At 73.0% G+C, this 14,505-nt stretch carries 13 protein-coding genes and 1 pseudogene; 8 read left to right on the forward strand and 6 right to left on the reverse strand.

The window, feature by feature from the left end:
- Positions 1-100: 100 nt before the first annotated feature.
- On the forward strand, positions 101-901 hold the full coding sequence (locus tag ACG2DA_RS03780; protein ID WP_395254135.1) for a hypothetical protein: 801 nt from the start codon (positions 101-103) through the stop codon (positions 899-901).
- 170 nt (positions 902-1,071) lie between these two features.
- Entirely contained in the window at positions 1,072-3,276 is a 2,205-nt protein-coding gene (ligA, locus tag ACG2DA_RS03785) for an NAD-dependent DNA ligase LigA (protein WP_395254136.1), read from the forward strand.
- A gap of 16 nt (positions 3,277-3,292) precedes the next feature.
- On the opposite strand, the gene ACG2DA_RS03790 is transcribed toward ligA, so the two are convergent.
- The 3 genes from ACG2DA_RS03790 to nth form a co-directional block, all read right to left on the reverse strand.
- Complete coding sequence (locus ACG2DA_RS03790; protein ID WP_395254137.1) at positions 3,293-4,297, reverse strand: sodium:calcium antiporter; 1,005 nt, start codon at positions 4,295-4,297, stop codon at positions 3,293-3,295.
- 133 nt (positions 4,298-4,430) lie between these two features.
- Complete coding sequence (gene dcd, locus ACG2DA_RS03795; RefSeq protein WP_395254148.1) at positions 4,431-5,006, reverse strand: dCTP deaminase; 576 nt, start codon at positions 5,004-5,006, stop codon at positions 4,431-4,433.
- Positions 5,007-5,092: 86 nt separating this feature from the next.
- Positions 5,093-5,767, reverse strand: a complete 675-nt coding sequence (gene nth / locus ACG2DA_RS03800) for an endonuclease III (RefSeq protein ID WP_395254138.1) — start codon at positions 5,765-5,767, stop codon at positions 5,093-5,095.
- A gap of 98 nt (positions 5,768-5,865) precedes the next feature.
- Between nth and ACG2DA_RS03805 the strand changes: the two genes are divergently transcribed.
- From ACG2DA_RS03805 to ACG2DA_RS03825, 5 genes are all read left to right on the forward strand, one after another.
- On the forward strand, positions 5,866-6,774 hold the full coding sequence (locus ACG2DA_RS03805) for an LON peptidase substrate-binding domain-containing protein (protein WP_395254139.1): 909 nt from the start codon (positions 5,866-5,868) through the stop codon (positions 6,772-6,774).
- Positions 6,775-6,784: 10 nt separating this feature from the next.
- Complete coding sequence (locus ACG2DA_RS03810; protein ID WP_395254140.1) at positions 6,785-7,936, forward strand: aminotransferase class V-fold PLP-dependent enzyme; 1,152 nt, start codon at positions 6,785-6,787, stop codon at positions 7,934-7,936.
- A gap of 95 nt (positions 7,937-8,031) precedes the next feature.
- Complete coding sequence (locus ACG2DA_RS03815; RefSeq protein WP_395254141.1) at positions 8,032-9,561, forward strand: UDP-N-acetylglucosamine 1-carboxyvinyltransferase; 1,530 nt, start codon at positions 8,032-8,034, stop codon at positions 9,559-9,561.
- Positions 9,543-10,139, forward strand: coding sequence for a hypothetical protein (locus ACG2DA_RS03820; RefSeq protein ID WP_395254142.1), 597 nt, complete (start codon positions 9,543-9,545; stop codon positions 10,137-10,139). The genes ACG2DA_RS03815 and ACG2DA_RS03820 overlap by 19 nt, the downstream gene beginning before the upstream one ends.
- Positions 10,140-10,253: 114 nt before the next feature.
- Complete coding sequence (locus tag ACG2DA_RS03825) at positions 10,254-11,435, forward strand: hypothetical protein (RefSeq protein ID WP_395254143.1); 1,182 nt, start codon at positions 10,254-10,256, stop codon at positions 11,433-11,435.
- Positions 11,436-11,452: 17 nt separating this feature from the next.
- On the opposite strand, the gene proC is transcribed toward ACG2DA_RS03825, so the two are convergent.
- From proC to ACG2DA_RS03840, 3 genes are read right to left on the reverse strand one after another with little or no spacing between them, the layout of a single operon-like run.
- On the reverse strand, positions 11,453-12,283 hold the full coding sequence (gene proC / locus ACG2DA_RS03830; protein ID WP_395254144.1) for a pyrroline-5-carboxylate reductase: 831 nt from the start codon (positions 12,281-12,283) through the stop codon (positions 11,453-11,455).
- A 14-nt stretch (positions 12,284-12,297) separates the two neighbouring features.
- Positions 12,298-13,398, reverse strand: coding sequence for a tRNA pseudouridine(13) synthase TruD (truD, locus tag ACG2DA_RS03835; RefSeq protein ID WP_395254145.1), 1,101 nt, complete (start codon positions 13,396-13,398; stop codon positions 12,298-12,300).
- Positions 13,395-14,108, reverse strand: coding sequence for a HisA/HisF-related TIM barrel protein (locus ACG2DA_RS03840; protein ID WP_395254146.1), 714 nt, complete (start codon positions 14,106-14,108; stop codon positions 13,395-13,397). The genes truD and ACG2DA_RS03840 overlap by 4 nt, the downstream gene beginning before the upstream one ends.
- Before the next feature lie 122 nt (positions 14,109-14,230).
- Here ACG2DA_RS03840 and ACG2DA_RS03845 point away from each other — a divergent pair.
- Positions 14,231-14,505 (forward strand): annotated as a pseudogene (locus ACG2DA_RS03845) (hypothetical protein); the annotation flags it as partial.

Raw genomic sequence — 14,505 nt, forward strand, 5'->3', positions numbered from 1 at the left:
CGTCTCCCCGACTGGGACTCCCGGTCCTGGGTGGGACGAATCCCGCGGCGGTCGCGCCCGCCGTTCGCACCCCCCTCCTGAAGACCCAGATCCGCCTCCCATGATCCGCTTCGCTCTCTTCGCCGGCGCCGCCGCCCTGACCGCGGCTCCGGCCTTCGCCGGCAGCTACGGCAGCTCCTGTAGCTCCTGCGGCAACGCCGCCCCGACCTACGCCGCCCCGAGCTACGGCTACAGCGCCCCGGCCAACCGCTGCGGTTCGACCGGCTACGTCACCCGGACGAGCCACGCCTACAGCGCCCCGTCTTCCTCCTGCGGCACGCCCTGCGGCCAGAGCTACGCCGCCCCGACCAGCGCCTACGGGCAGAGCTACGCCGCCCCGAGCTACGCTTCGTCCAGCTGCTCCCCCTGCGCCACGAGCACCTGCGGCTCCGCGACCGTCGCCTACAGCCAGCCCAGCTACGGCGTCGTGCAGACCTCCGGCACGTGTAACAGCTGCTCCGGCGCGGCGACCTCCTCCTACGCCACCCCCTGCGGTCAGTCCTACGGCGCCAGCTACGGTCAGCCGGTCTACGGTCAGCCCAGCTACGGCCAGCCGGTTTACGGCGCCCCGGCCGTCTCCAACTGCCCGAACTGCGCCACCGGCACCCAGGTGGACGGCACCACCAACTTCGCCCAGCCGTTGCAGCAGGGCGGCGTGATTCAGCCGCAGCCGCTGAACACCACCACCCAGCCGAACGCCCCGGTGCGGAACGCCGCCCCGGTGCAGAACGCCCCGAACGTCGACGTCGACGTCAACGACGCCGGCTCCTCCAACAGCGTCGTGCCGGACGCCACCATCGACGCCGGCCCCGCCACCGAGGCCCCGGAGACCCCGGGCGACATCAGCGGCGACGACGCCTGAGCCCCCCCGTTTCATTGCCCGCCGACCGCTTCCCGGTCGGCCGGTGAAACGCCGACGGACTCGCCCCGCCCGGGGCGGGTCCGTTTTTTCATGTCGAGCCGTCGGCTCGGTGGTTCGGGTCGGGGCGAAAGCGGTATCCTCCCGTTCACCACATCCGTTCGGAGGCTGCGTTGGCACAGACAGGTTCCCCCGCCGCAGACCTGTTCGACGCCCCGCCGGCTGACGGTCCGCCCACGATCGCCGAGGAGGCCGCCGCGGAGGTCGAATCCCTTCGCTCCGAACTGCGGCGCCACAACCGGCTGTACTACGTCGAGGCCAGGCCGGAGATCCCGGACCGGGAGTACGACCGCCTGATGCGGCGGCTGATCGACCTAGAGGAGGCCCACCCGGAGCTGGCCTCCGCGGACAGCCCCAGCCAGCGGGTCGGCGGGGAGCCGATCGAGGGGTTCGTCACCGTCGAGCACCGCACGCCGATGCTCTCGGTGGAGAACGTCTACGACGAGCAGGGGCTCTCCGAATGGGACGCCCGCGTCCGCAAACGCCTGCGGGAACAGGCCGCCGCGGACGCCAAAGCCGCCGGGGCCGAACCGGCCGGGGGCGAAGCGCCGCCCGAGCCGGAGGTCACGTACCTGCTGGAATACAAAATCGACGGCGTGGCCCTCGCCCTGATCTACGAACGCGGCGCCCTGGCCCGGGCCGTCACGCGGGGAGACGGGGCCCGGGGCGACGACGTGACCCACAACGCCCGCACCCTGGGCGGCGTGCCGCTGCGGCTGGACGCCTCCCCGGACGACGTGCCGGAGGAGTGCGAGGTCCGCGGCGAGGCCTACATCCGCAACAGCGACTTCGCCAAGCTGCGGGCCGCCCGCCAGGCCGCCGGGGACGAGGTCTACGCCAACCCCCGCAACCTCACGGCCGGGTCGCTCAAGCTGCTCGACCCGTCGCTGTGCGCCCAGCGGCGACTGCGATTCCTCGGGCACGGCACGGGGTACGTCAGCGGGGGAGACGCCGCCGCGTTCGGCACGCACGGGGCGTTCCTCGACCGGCTGCGGGCCTGGGGCATCGCCCCGACCCCGCAGGTGCGGACGGCGACCGACATGCCCGGCCTCGTCGCCGCGATCGGCGAGATGGTCGAGGCCGTCCCGGAGTTGGACTTCGAAGTCGACGGCATCGTGGTGAAGGTCGATTCGCACGCCCAGCGGGCGACGCTGGGACTGCGGTCGAAGTCCCCGCGGTGGGCCGTCGCCTTCAAGTGGGAGAAATGGGAGGCCGAGACGACGCTGACGGACGTCACCTTCCAGGTGGGCAAAACCGGCCGGGTCACGCCGGTGGCGGCGCTGGAGCCGGTGGAGATCGCCGGCACGACCGTCTCCCGGGCCAGCCTGCACAACCGGGACGAGATCGAACGCCTCGACCTGCGGATCGGCGACCGCGTCGTGATGGAGAAGGCCGGCAAGATCATCCCCCACGTCGTCCGCGTGGAGATGGAGGCCCGCACCGGCGACGAGACGCCGATCCGCTTCCCCGCCGACTGCCCGGTCTGCGGTCACATGCTGGTGCGGGAGGAGGGCGGCGTCGACTTCCGCTGTCCGAACGAACGCTGCCCGGGACGCCTGCGGGGCAGCATCAAGTACTTCGCCAGTCGTAAGGCGATGGACGTGGACGGCCTGGGCGAGAAGCTGATCGACGCCCTGCTGACCAGCGGCCTCGTCACCAGCCTGCCGGACCTCTACCGCCTGAAGGACCGGCGAGAGGAGCTGCTCGCCCTGGAACGGATGGGCGAAACGAGCGTGGACAACCTGCTCGCCGGGATCGAGAAGAGCAAATCGCAGCCGCTCTGGCGGTTGCTGACGAGTTTGAACATCCGGCACGTCGGCAACACGGTCTCGCGGGCGCTGGCGAACGAGTTCGGCACGCTGGACGAGATCATGAAGCACGACGCCGACAGCCTCGCCGCGACGGAGGAGATCGGCGGGGTCATCGCGGCCAGCCTCGCCGCCTGGTTCGCCGACCCGGCCAACCGGGCCACGGTGGAGGAGTTCCGCGCTCTCGGCCTGAACCTGGGCAGCGAGGCGGAGAAAAAGCCGAAGGCCGAGGCGGACGGCCCGCTGGGCGGCAAAAGCGTGGTCGTCACCGGCACGTTGAACCGCTTCAAGCGGGACGAGATCGAAGAATTGATCCGGCAGCACGGCGGCAAGGCGAGCTCCTCCGTCAGCAAACGGACCGACTACCTCGTCGCGGGCGCCCGGGCCGGCTCCAAACTGGCCAAGGCGGAGAAAGCCGGCGTGCCGGTGCTCACGGAAGAGCAGTTCGCGGCGCTCGTCGGCCTGCCCGCGGCGGAGCCGGTCGCCGGGGAAACGGGCGAGGACGGCTGAACCGGCGCCCGGCCCGTCACATTGCCAGGCCGATCAGCCCCAGCGTCCCGGCGTAGAGGACCAGCACGACGCAGGACTCCCACCCGATCGTCGCCGGTCCGCGTTTCTGGCGGTCGAGCAGCCCCAGCAGGAGCACGCCCGCCATCGCGGCGCTGACGGCCAGCAGCAGCGTTTCCCGGTTCGAATGAGCCGTCGCGGCGTGGTAGAGGCTGCCGTCGCGGTAGGCCACGTCGGCGGCGGCGGCGAACAGCGTGTCGAAGCAGTTCCCCCCGATCACCCCGCCCACCGCCAGCGTCAGGGCCCCCCGTCGCACGGCGGCCACCGAGGTGATCAGTTCCGGCAGACTCGTCGCCACCGCGGTGAACAGCGCCCCGGCGACGGTCTGGTTGAAGCCCCACTCCGCCGCCAGCGTAACCGTCGCCCGGGTGACGACCCACCCGGCGACGCCCACCACCGCCGCCGCGGCGAGGAACTCCGCCCAGAGCCGCCGCAGCGACGCGTCGTCGCTCCCCGACTCGTCGACGTCCGGCACTGTCTCGGGGGTCTCCTCCGGCTCCCAGGCGGGATCGTCGCGTGTCGCGGCGATCAACCGCAGTCCGAAGACGTAGGCGACGAACAGGGCCGGCGTGATCGGGTGCACGCCCCACACGGTCACCGCCGGAGCCTGTATCGCGGCGAGGAGGGAAGTCAGCAACACGACCAGCAACGCCGCCTGCACCATATTCGCGGCGCTGGCGGCGGCGTGTTCGAGGTTCGCCTTGCGATAACAGAGGTCCGCGACGGCGAGGAACGCGGTTTGGGCCGCGATGCCGCCGACGGCGTTGGACAGCGCCATTTCGGCCCGTCCGTCCAGCGCCGCGGTCACGCTCGCCACGATGCCCGGCAGGGAGGTCGCCGCGCCCAGCAGGGCCGCCCCGGCGACGGCCTCGCCCAACCCGGTGCGGTCCGCCAGTCGGTCCGCCAACCCCGTCATCCGCGTGCCGACCACCGCGATCGCCGCGGCGCCGGCCAGGAAAACCACGACGGCGATTGTCGGCGACAACGGCGAACCCGGACGGCAACACGAAACGCGACCGACTGCCGCGGCGGACCGGCCACGATACCGGATCGCCGCCGCGGGCGCCGGCCCGTCCGGCCGCGGCCCCGCCCGCCAATCAGCCGCCGGCGTGCTCGAACAGTTCGCCCTGCGGGTCCTGGTCGAACTCCCGGTACAGCAGGCTCGGCTGGATGTCGCGGTTGTGCTGGTACTTGCCGCCCGCGCCGGGGGCCTCGGCGTAGTTCAGCGGCTCGCCCTCGAGGGTGTGATAGAAGATCTGACCGATCTCCACCCCGGCGTAGATTCGCACCGGTTGGACGCAGAACATCTCCAGCGTCCAGAACCCGCAGAAGCCCACGTCGCCGAAGCCGGCCGTGACGTGAATGAACAGCCCCAGCCGCCCCACGCTGCTGCGGCCCTCCAGCATCGGCACGAGGTTCCGCGTCTCCGTCCGCTCCGCCGTGCGGGCCAGATAGAGCCGGTGCGGGTAGAGCGTCAGCCCCTCCTCGGGAATGCGGTGCCGCGTGAACCGGGCCGGCTTCGCCATGTCCAGTTCGAGGTCGCTGTAGACCAGCAACTCGTCGTGCAGACTGAGGTTGTAGCTGTTCGGGTTCAGCCGCGCCGGGTCGTAGGGATCGATGACGATGTCCCCGCGCTGCCGCCGGGCTTCGATCGCGGGGCCGGTGAGGATCAAGTCGGGGGAGGAGGAAGGGGTGAGGGGGAAGGAGGAGTCCTGTCGGCGTGAAGCGGCCGGTTCGTCCACTCCTCCCCCCTCACTCCTCATCTCTCCCCCGTTTTTCCCACCCCCACCCGCGGGCAGACGCTGCGCAGGGCGCACTCCTCGCACCGCGGCTTGCGGGCGTCGCAGACGCTCCGGCCGTGCAGGATCAGGCGGTGGGAAAAGCTGACCCAGCGGGACTTCGGCAACAGTTCGCAGAGGTCCCGCTCCGCCTTCACGGCGTCTTTCTCCTCGGTGAAGGCCAGCCGACGGCTGATCCGGCCGACGTGGGTATCCACCACCACGCCCTCCGCGATGCCGAAGCAGACGCCCAGCACCACGTTCGCCGTCTTCCGCCCCACCCCCGGCAGCGTGACGAGGTCCTCCAACCGCCGCGGCACCTCCCCGCCGTGCCGCTCCACCAGGGCCGTCGCCATCCCGACCAGGTTCTTCGCCTTGGAGCGGAAGAACCCGCAGCTTTGCACCAGCGTTTCGACCTCTCGCACGTCCGCGTCGGCCAGGGCGGCGGCGTCGGGGAAGCGGGCGAACAGGGCCGGCGTCGTCTGGTTGACCCGGGCGTCGGTGCACTGGGCCGACAGGATCGTGGCCGCCAGCAGTTGGAAGGGGGAATCGTGGTGCAGGGCGCATTCCGCGACCGGGTACGCCGCTTTCAACCGGCGAAGCACGGTGCGGACGCGGCGTTCGGCGGGGGCGTCGGGCTTGGGGGGGGCGGCCATCCCGGCAACCTAGCAACCGGCGCCGGATCGTTCCGAGGGCGGTGTCAGAATCTCTCGGCCGTCTACCCTTCAACGCCCGCCACTCCGACGCGACTGCGATGACGCCCCCCGAACACCCGCCGGACGACGACCCCCGCCCCGGGGACGATCCGTCCGGCCGGGGGCGCGACGACGGGGCCGACGGCGCCGGAGCGGAGGAGGACGACGACTGCGGCGTGCCGGAGCCCGTCGCCCCCCACGCCACCAAGGGGCCGGAGCGGCTGCCCCGCAACTTCAGCGGCAAGGTCCCGCTGTTCCCGCTGCCGGGCTGCGTGTTCTTCCCCCACACGCTGCTCCCCCTGCACATCTTCGAGCCCCGCTACCGGGCGATGACTCGGGACGCCCTCGGCTTGGAGCGGCGGGACGAACCGGGCGAACCGCCCGGCGCGGACCGCCGGGGCGAACGCCTGATCGCCATGGCCCGGCTGCGGGAGGGGTTCGACACCGAACTGCCCCACGGCGAGGAGTTCGTCACCGAGAGCGATCGCCCGCCGATCCACGACACGGTCTGCCTCGGCAAGATCGTCGCGGAGCAGGAATTGCCGGACGGCCGCTTCCACATCGTGCTGCGGGGCGTGGTGCGGGCCGCGGTGAAGAGCGAACGGATCACCGACGCCGGCTACCGCCTCGCCGCCGTCGCCCCCCTGCCCGACCGCTGCGGCGCCCGCCCGGACCTCGACCGCCCCGCCCGCACCAGGCAGATCACCGACGCCTTCGTCGGCCTGTACCCGGACGTCGATCTGCCGGACGTGCTCGCCCGGGCCTTCGGCCGCTGCGTGACCCCGGGGATGGTGTGCGACGTGGTGGCGAGCGTGTTACAGCTCTCCCCGGACGATTCGCAGGAACTGCTGGACCAGACCGACCCCGACGTGCGCACCGACGTCGTCCTCCGCCACCTCCGCCGTCACCTGGTGAAGGCCGGCTTCAAGACCGGTCGCACCGGGCTGGCCGATCCGCAGTGGAACTGAAAGCGGCGACGTGGAGACGGTTTACCTCGACCATGCGGCGACCAGTCTGCCGAAGGCCCCGGGCGTCGCCGAGGCGATGCGGGCGGCGCTGGGCCTCCCCTCCCCCGGCCGCGGCAACGCCCGCCGCGGCGCGGAGTCGGCGGCCCTGCTGACCCGCTGCCGCGGGGCCGTGGCCCGGCTGCTGGGCGTCGGCTCCCCGGAGCGGGTCGTCTTCACCGCCGGCGGGACCGACGCCCTCAACCTCGCCCTGTTCGGCCTGCTGAAGCCGGGCGATCACGCGGTCGTCGGCGTGTTGGAGCACACCTCCGTCACCCGCCCCCTCGCGGCCCTGCGGGCGCGGGGCGTGGCGGTCCACCCCCTCGACTGCACCGAGGACGGTTTCTACCGGCCTGAGGAACTGGAGTCTGTCCTCCGCGACGCCCCGGCCCCGGTGAAGCTCGTCGCCCTCTCGCACGGCTCCAACGTCGCCGGGACGGTCCAGCCGGTGGCGGAGTTGGCCGCTGTTTGCCGGGCCCGCGGCGCCCTGCTCCTGCTCGACGCCTGCCAAACCGCGGGGCACGTGCCGATTGACGTCGACAGTTGGGGCGTGGACCTGCTGGCGACCGGCGGCCACAAGGGGCTGCTCGGTCCTCCGGGCGTCGGCGTGCTGACCGTCGGCGAGCGGGCCGAGCCGCAGCTAAACCCCGCCCGCCTCGGCGGAACCGGGGCCGGCGGGGGCGAGGCGATGCCGCCCGACCTGCCGCACCGCCTGGAACCGGGCACGCCCAACCTGCCCGGAATCGCCGGGTTGCTGGCGGCGGTCGAGTGGATTGAGCGGGAGGGCGTGGACGCGCTGCACGCTCGCTCGGTCGAACGGCTCAGCCAGCTGATCGACCGCCTGACCGCTCTGCCTGGGGTGGGGATTCTCGGCCCGCCGGACGCGAGCCGGCGCTGCGGACTCGTCGCCGTCACGCTGCCGGGATGGGAACCGACGGAGGCCGCCGCCGTGCTGGACGCCAGCTTCGGCGTGGAGTGTCGGGCGGGCCTGCACTGCGCCCCGAGCGCGCACGCCCACTTCGTGACGGGCGGCCGGGGCGGCGCCGTCCGCTTCTCCGTCGGCCCCTTCACCACGCCGGCGGAGGTCGAGGCCGCTGCGGACGCGGTCGCGGCGCTCCTCGCGTGACCAACTCCGGGGCGAAGTCAGGAGCCCCTTGTGGGGAAACTCCCGGCGCGCGTAGAATCGCGCCGGACGGAACACATTCTCAACGGAGTCCAAGGATGGACGCAGCGACGACGGCGACCAGTCTGCCGTGGGGCCCGCGCGGCACGACGCGGTCCGGCGACATCAACCGAAACGGCACGCTGTGCGTGACCGGCGGCGTCCCGCTGCGGGGCCGGGTGCGGGTGGGCGGGTCGAAGAACGCCGCCCTGCCGATGCTCGCCGCGGCCCTGCTGACGGACGGCCCCACCACGCTGCGGCGGGTGCCGGACCTGACCGACACCCGGTTCATGCTCGAGTTGCTCCGCGAACTCGGGGCGACCGTCGAGTCTAGCGACGGCACGGTGCGGGTCGACGCGGCCCGCGTGCGGCCCGACGCGCTGCCGTTCGAACCCAGCCCGGTGCGGGTCGCCGCGATGCGGGGGGCCGTCTGCCTGCTCGGCCCGCTGCTGGCCCGCTGCGCCCTGCACGGCGGCGGGGCCGTGCGGCTGGCGACCGTCGGCGGCTGCGACCTCGGCCCCCGCCCGATCGACCGCCACCTCGCCGCCTTCGAGGCGCTGGGGGCGAACGTCGAGCGCGATCAGGACGGCGTGACGGTCTCCGTGGATCGGCTGAAGGGGGCCGACATCTTCCTCTCCGCTCCCCCGACCCCCGGCCTGCCGCCGTCGCCGACGGTCACCGGCACCATCAACGCCCTGTGCGCCGCCGCGGTCGCCGACGGCGTCTCCGTGTTGAACGGCGCGGCCCGGGAGCCGGAGGTCGTCGCGGTCGGCGAACTGCTGCAGGCCGCCGGCGCCGAAATTGAGGGCCTCGGCACGCGGACGCTCATCGTCACCGGGGTGCGGCGCCTGCGGGGCGTGAGCGGCCGCTGCCCGGCCGCCGTGGTGCCGGGGGACCGCATCGAAGCCGCGACCTGGATGATCGCCGCCGCCGCGACCGGCGGGCGGGTGGTCGTCGACGGCGTGGATCCGTCTGAGGTCGCCGCGGTGGCCGCGGCCCTGCGCGATAGCGGGGCCCGCGTCTCCACCTGCGGGGCCGGCGCCCACCAGTCGGTCCGGGTGGCCTCCTGCGGTCGGCCGACGGCGTTCGAGGTCCGCTCCGCCGCCTTCCCGGGCCTGCCGACGGACGTCCTCCCGCAACTGGCCGCGTTGGCTGCCGTCGCCGAGGGCACCAGCCTGCTGACGGACGACGTCTTCCCGGAACGCAGCGCCCACCTCCGCCGCCTGCCCCGCTTTCACGCCTCCGTGGAACGGGCCGGCGCCACCGCCGTCATCACCGGCGGGGACCTGTACGGCGGCGAGGTGCACGCCCCGGACCTGCGGGCCGCCGCCGCCCTGCTGATCGCCGCCCTCGCCGCCGAGGGAACGAGCCGCATCGGCCGGGCGTCGTTGCTGCTCCGCGGGTACGAACGCCCGGCGGAGAAGTTGCGGGCGTTAGGGGCGACGCTCGGCGAACCCGCCCGGGCGGTGGGGAAACGGCCCGCACGGCGGTCGGGACGCGGCGGGTGGCGGGCGGTCGGGCCGCGGCGGATACTCCGGGGAACTCGCCCCGTCGCCTCGGAGACCCCCGCATGTTCCGCCGCCGTCTGACCGCCTCCGCCGCCGCCCTGCTGGGCCTGGCCGCCCTCGGCCTGCCGGCCGCCGCGTCCGCCCCTCTGCAGGACGACGAGCAGCCGAAGACGGTCGAGGTCGCCGCCGGCGATCTCACCCTCACGGTCCCGGAGAGCTGGAAGAAGGAACCGGCCGCCAACCGCCTGCGGCTGGCCCAGTTCGTCATCCCGGCGCCCGAGGGCGTCGAGGACGAAACCGAACTGACCGTGTTCGGCGGTTTCGGCGGCTCGGACGCGGCGAACCTCCAGCGGTGGGTCGACCAGTTCGTCGCTGAGGGCCGCGAGGTGACGGTGGTCCAGGGCAAGGGCCGCGAGGGCGAATACAAACTGCTGGACGCCAGCGGCACCTGGAACGCCCCGGACGGCCCGCCGATGATGGGCAAAACCGTTCGCAAGCCGGACTCCCGCATGCTCGCCGCGATCGTCGCGGTGCCGGGTCAGGGCAACTATTTCCTGAAAATGGCCGGCCCGGAGAAAACCGTCGCCCCGCAGATCGACGCCTTCCGCGCCAGCTTCGGCGGCGACAAGGCCAGCGAGAAGCCGTTTGAGCTGAAGTGATCCCCCGGCACTCGGCCGGTTCATCCCCAGCCTGAGGGGTCCGTCATCGCCGTCGCCCTGCTGTGCGTCCTCGCCGCGGCCGACCCCGCCGCCCCGCTGCCCACCGCGGCGGAATTGGCCGCCGGGCTGCGGGAGATGCGGCAGAGCCTGCACAGCGTGCGGGTGGAGGTTGCCGAGCGGGAGACCCGTCGAGACGCCCCGGAGGACACGGCCCAATCGTTCGCCCGCTGGTCCGAGATGTTCCTCAGCGGCGATCGGGCGCAGTTCCTCACCCCCGACAGCTACGGACCGCTCCCCCCGCGTCGGAACTGGCTGGCCGGCAAACCGTTCGGTCGCCCGTTGAACGAGAAATCCGTCCGCGACGCCGTGGGGCAGGTCTACTGCCTGCGGCCGCCCGGCGACGGACCTGCGGAGGCCCTGCTCGTCCCCTATCGCTGGATCGGCGGGATTTCGGACGAAATCCCCTACGACATGCACGTCTCGGTGCGGGAGGAGCCCTCACAGTACCCGCGGGCGCTTCCTTGGGCCCCGCCGCTGTTTGCGGGCCGTGGATGGGCGGAGGGATGGCAACACGGGTACCCGGTAGAGACCCCGTACATCTCCCTCGCCTCCTCCGACCCCGCTGATTGGGTCGTGGATCGCCGGGAGGTGAAAGACGGACGGCCCGCAATCCGCGTTTGGGTCCCGCTCTCCGAGCGCCCCCTGGCCCGCGAGTGGCCGGTGGAGGGCGCGACGACTTGGGAGGGACTGCTCGCCTGGTTCACGGACGACTCCCACCACGACCTGTTCCGCGTCGAACACGCCCATCACCTCCGGGCCGAAGACGCCGCCGATGCGGCGCCCGGCCGCTGGACCGGCGATGCGACCGTCTGCCGGCTGTCCGACTTTCGGTCGCTGCCTGACGGCGGGCGGATGCCGTTCGCCGGCACGACGACGGCGTACCGACAACCGCCGGGCGAGTTCCTCGTCTGGGGCGAGTCCGAGGAGGGCGCCCCAGACCATCCGTTGGTCTGGGCGAGTCGGACGAGCGAATGGCGGGTGGAGGCGTTGGAGCCTTTGGACCCGACCGCCGAACTATGGATCGACGCCCCGGAAGGCTCTTACCGCAGCGAAGGCCGGGGCGGTCAAATCGCGGGCGTTTCGCGGCCGTGGTCGTGGCTCGTGCTGATGACCGGCAGCCGGAACGGGCCGTATTGGGCACTCGGTCCGCCGGCGGGGTTGGCGCTCGTTGCCGTCCTCGTCTGGGGGGTGCGGCGACGGCATCCGGCGCGGCGGGGTCGCAACGCGGCCCCCTGACCGCGGCGACCGCCCCCTCACTCGTTCGCCATCTCTTTGCTGCGTTCGACGGCGGCGGCGACGGCGGCGTGCACGGCTCGGCGGAGGCCCGCCTCCTCCAAGGCGGCCACCGCCGTGATCGTCGTGCCGCCGGGGCTGCACACGCGGTCCTTCAGCACCGCCGGGTGGTCGCCGGTCTCCAACACCATCGTCGCGGCCCCGCGGAGCGTGGCGGCGGCGAGGCGCTGGGCCTTCTCCCGCGGCAACCCGGCCCGGACGCCGGCGTCGGCGAGGGCTTCCAGGAACAGGAACCCGTACGCCGGCCCGCTGCCGGAGACGCCCGTCACCGCGTTGAGCAGCGGTTCCGAGACTTCCTCCGCCACGCCGACGCATTCCAGCATCGACTGCACGAAGGCGGCGTCCTCGTCGGTGGCGTGCGTGCCGCGGGTGAACCCCGCCGCCCCGGCGCCGACCAAGGAGGGGGTGTTCGGCATCACCCGCACCACCCGGGCGCCCTCCTCGGCGGCCGCCTCCAGCGTCTCGAGCGTCACCCCCGCGGCGACGCTGACGATCAACGCCTCGGGTTTCCGATCGTCCGCGGTCGCTTGGAGCATCTCCCGCATCTGATAGGGCTTCACCGAGAGCACCAGCACGTCCGAGGCCGCGGCAAGTTCCGCGTTGCCGTCGGCGGAGGCGTCGAGGGTCTTCGCCCCGCCGGTCCCTTCGGCGAAAGCGTCCCGACTGGCGGCGGAGCGGGCGGAGCCGAGCACTCGCTCCGCGGGGGCGAAGCCGCTCTTCACCAGCCCGCCGGCGAGCGCCGTGGCCATTTTGCCGCAGCCGAGAAAGCCGATCGTGGGGTCGTTCGTCATGCCGTGCGGTTCCTTCAGGAAGAGACTTGGGGCGTGTCGTCGCCGATGAGTTCCCGCAGCAGCACGGTCGCGTAGCTGCCGGAGGGGAGGAAGAAGCGGACCCGCAGCCCGCCGCCGTCCTCCTCGGGGACGGTCGTGACGGCGAGGTCCGCGGGCCGCACGAGGTAGGGCCGCCGGGCGCCGGGGGTCAGCTTGGCGAAGCGGCGGAAGGCGTTCTCCGGCAGGGCCGCGGCCTCCCGCACGGCGGCCTCCCGGCGGGCGGGGTCGCCGGCCGGGCGCTTCATCTTGGGGCCGAACAGCGGCCCGGTGACGGCCGTCTCGTCGGCGTCGACCCGGGTTTGCTCCTCGGCAAGGTCCTGCTTCATCGGCAGTTCCGGCACGACGAACAGTCCGCCGCTGCCGCGGACCTGCATCACGTCGCCGGGCAGAACCGTCCCCGCCGAACCGTCCGACAGCCGATCGGTCAGACAGGCGTTGAACAGATCCGACTGGGCCGCCGACAGGGCCAGTCGCACGAGGAACTTGCGGCGCTTCGCCGGCACGTCCCGGTCGGTCTTCTCCCCCCGCAACAGGGCCAGGCCGAGGGCGAGCGTGGAGTTGTTCTTACCGAATCGTTGGTCGCCGAAGGCGTTGGGAAAGCCGACGGCGCTCAGCCGCTCCGCGATCGGCGCTGCCCGCTTGGCGGCGTCCGGCGCGACGCCGCGGAGCCGCACGTCGAAGACGTTGCCGCGGAGATGGCCGGTCTTCAGCTTGTTTGTGTGCCGGCGGGCCTCCAGCACTTCGACGCCCGCGGAGTTCGCCGCGTCCAGCCGGGCCTCCGCGGTCGACGGGACGCTGACCCACTGCTCCGTGACCGCCCGGCGGTCCTTGAGCCCGGCCGTGCCGACGTCCCGTTTGCCGACGCCCAGCGTGCGGGCAAGGTGCGCCGTGAGGGCCTCAGCGCTGACGTCCGTTTTGCGGACCCGCAGGTAGAGATGCGGCCCCTCCCCGCAAGGTTCGTAGGCGGGGACCTCGGAGACCCGGAAGTCGGCCGGCTCCGCCTTCAGGGCCCCGCCGACGCCGGGCAGGTCGCCGTGCAGGCGGGGGACGCGGTGGGGGGCGGGGGCGGCGGTCATGCGGCGGGAAGGTACGGCCGCAACGCCTCCGCCGAAAGCCGCCCGTCGTACAGGGCGCTGGCGACCAGCAGTTCCGAGACCCCCGCCGACTCCGCCGCCCGCACGTCCGCGATCGACCGCACTCCGCCGCCGGTCAGGACCGTCCGTGACGGCCGTTCGGCGAGCAATTCCCGGCAGAGCGGCAACGTCGGCAGCCCCTCGCCCACCCCGACGGCCGCCAGGTCGAGCGCCAGAACCGGCCGGTCCGACCGCCGCACCGCCTCCCACACGCCCTGCGGCCCGAGCAGCCGGTCGCCGCGGAGATCGCAGCCGACCGTCACGTCGGCGGACAGACACTTTCGAAACTCCGCCAGACTCTCGGCGGACTCCGTCGCCACAACAATCCGAGAGTCGGCGGGAGTCAGACCCGAGCCAATGTCTCCCGCGTGTCTTACGCCCGGGTCGAGGAGCAGGTCGAACCCGTCGGCGACGAGGGCGTGCCACAGGGCGGCGTTCGCCCGGCTTGAAGCGGGGCCGCCGTGGGCGATCGCGTCGAGGTCGGCCAGATAGACGGCGTTCGTCCCCCACCGCTCCCGCACCTGGCGGGCGAGCGTCAGCGGGTCCGCGGCCGGCGAGAGCGGGGAGCGGAACGGGCGGTAGTCCGCCCGGTTCCCGCCGACGGCTCGCACCGCGAGCCCGTGCTGCACGTCGATGACGGGGCGGAGCCTCACCGCGGCCGACGGGGCCGGCGGGGGAGGAGCGAAGCGTTCATCGCGCTCAGGGGGAAAAGACGGCGGCCGGCGGGGGGCGGTCCGGGTACAACGGGGCGCCGTCCCTTCCGGAAGACGTCCGCATGCCCGCCGCCGCGACCCTCGCCGCCCGATACGCGGACTGGCCTGGATGGGCGAAAGCGAGCGTGCGGCTGCTCGTCATCCTACTGCTGACGTATCTGCTCGTCGCGGCGGCCCTGTTCGTCCTGCAACGGCGAATGATCTACCCCGCCGGCCGCAGCGACGTCCGACTGACGGCCGCGGATTTCGCCGGCGGCCGCGACCTGCGGGACGTGACCGCGACGACCGCCGACGGCCTCACGCTACACGGCTGGCTGGCCCGGGCGCCCGGCGGTCC

The sequence above is a fragment of the Alienimonas sp. DA493 genome (assembly GCF_043951915.1).
GTDB lineage: Bacteria > Planctomycetota > Planctomycetia > Planctomycetales > Planctomycetaceae > Alienimonas.